Source organism: Parendozoicomonas verongulae (assembly GCF_009711465.1).
Classification (GTDB): domain Bacteria; phylum Pseudomonadota; class Gammaproteobacteria; order Pseudomonadales; family Endozoicomonadaceae; genus Sansalvadorimonas; species Sansalvadorimonas verongulae.
In genome coordinates this window covers 127-455 of the sequence record NZ_SMME01000270.1, presented here as the reverse complement: position 1 = coordinate 455, position 329 = coordinate 127, and the positions used below count along the sequence as shown (strand labels likewise).

1 protein-coding gene is annotated in these 329 nt (G+C 39.8%); it reads left to right on the top strand.

Going from position 1 to position 329, the window contains the following annotated elements; genetic code table 11:
• Positions 1-15: 15 nt before the first annotated feature.
• A partial coding sequence (locus E1189_RS22225; RefSeq protein ID WP_196220841.1) for a hypothetical protein occupies positions 16-329 on the top strand: 314 nt, incomplete at its 3' end.

Below are 329 nucleotides of genomic sequence, written 5' to 3'. Positions count from 1 at the left end.
GGCATATCTACGAGGTTGAAACCACAAAATAGAGAATTTCTTCGTAAACCATCCGTACCTGTTTCTATTCCTGTTTTAGGGAAAAAAGACCGTGCAGAATTTGAATCAGAGCCTACATCAACATCTTTGCAAAAGCGAGTAGCAAAAGAAGTTTGTGAAACTAAGACTGAGGACATCTTAGGAAGGTCTTTCCCTGTCGTTACTTTGCCTGATAATACACCTCTTTTATTTCAATGGTTTTCGTACAGTGAAAAGTATAATGTGCCAGATAGCTATTATGAAAATCTTGAACGGGCATGTGTCCTGGAGGCTGGGCGTGAAATCGGTTT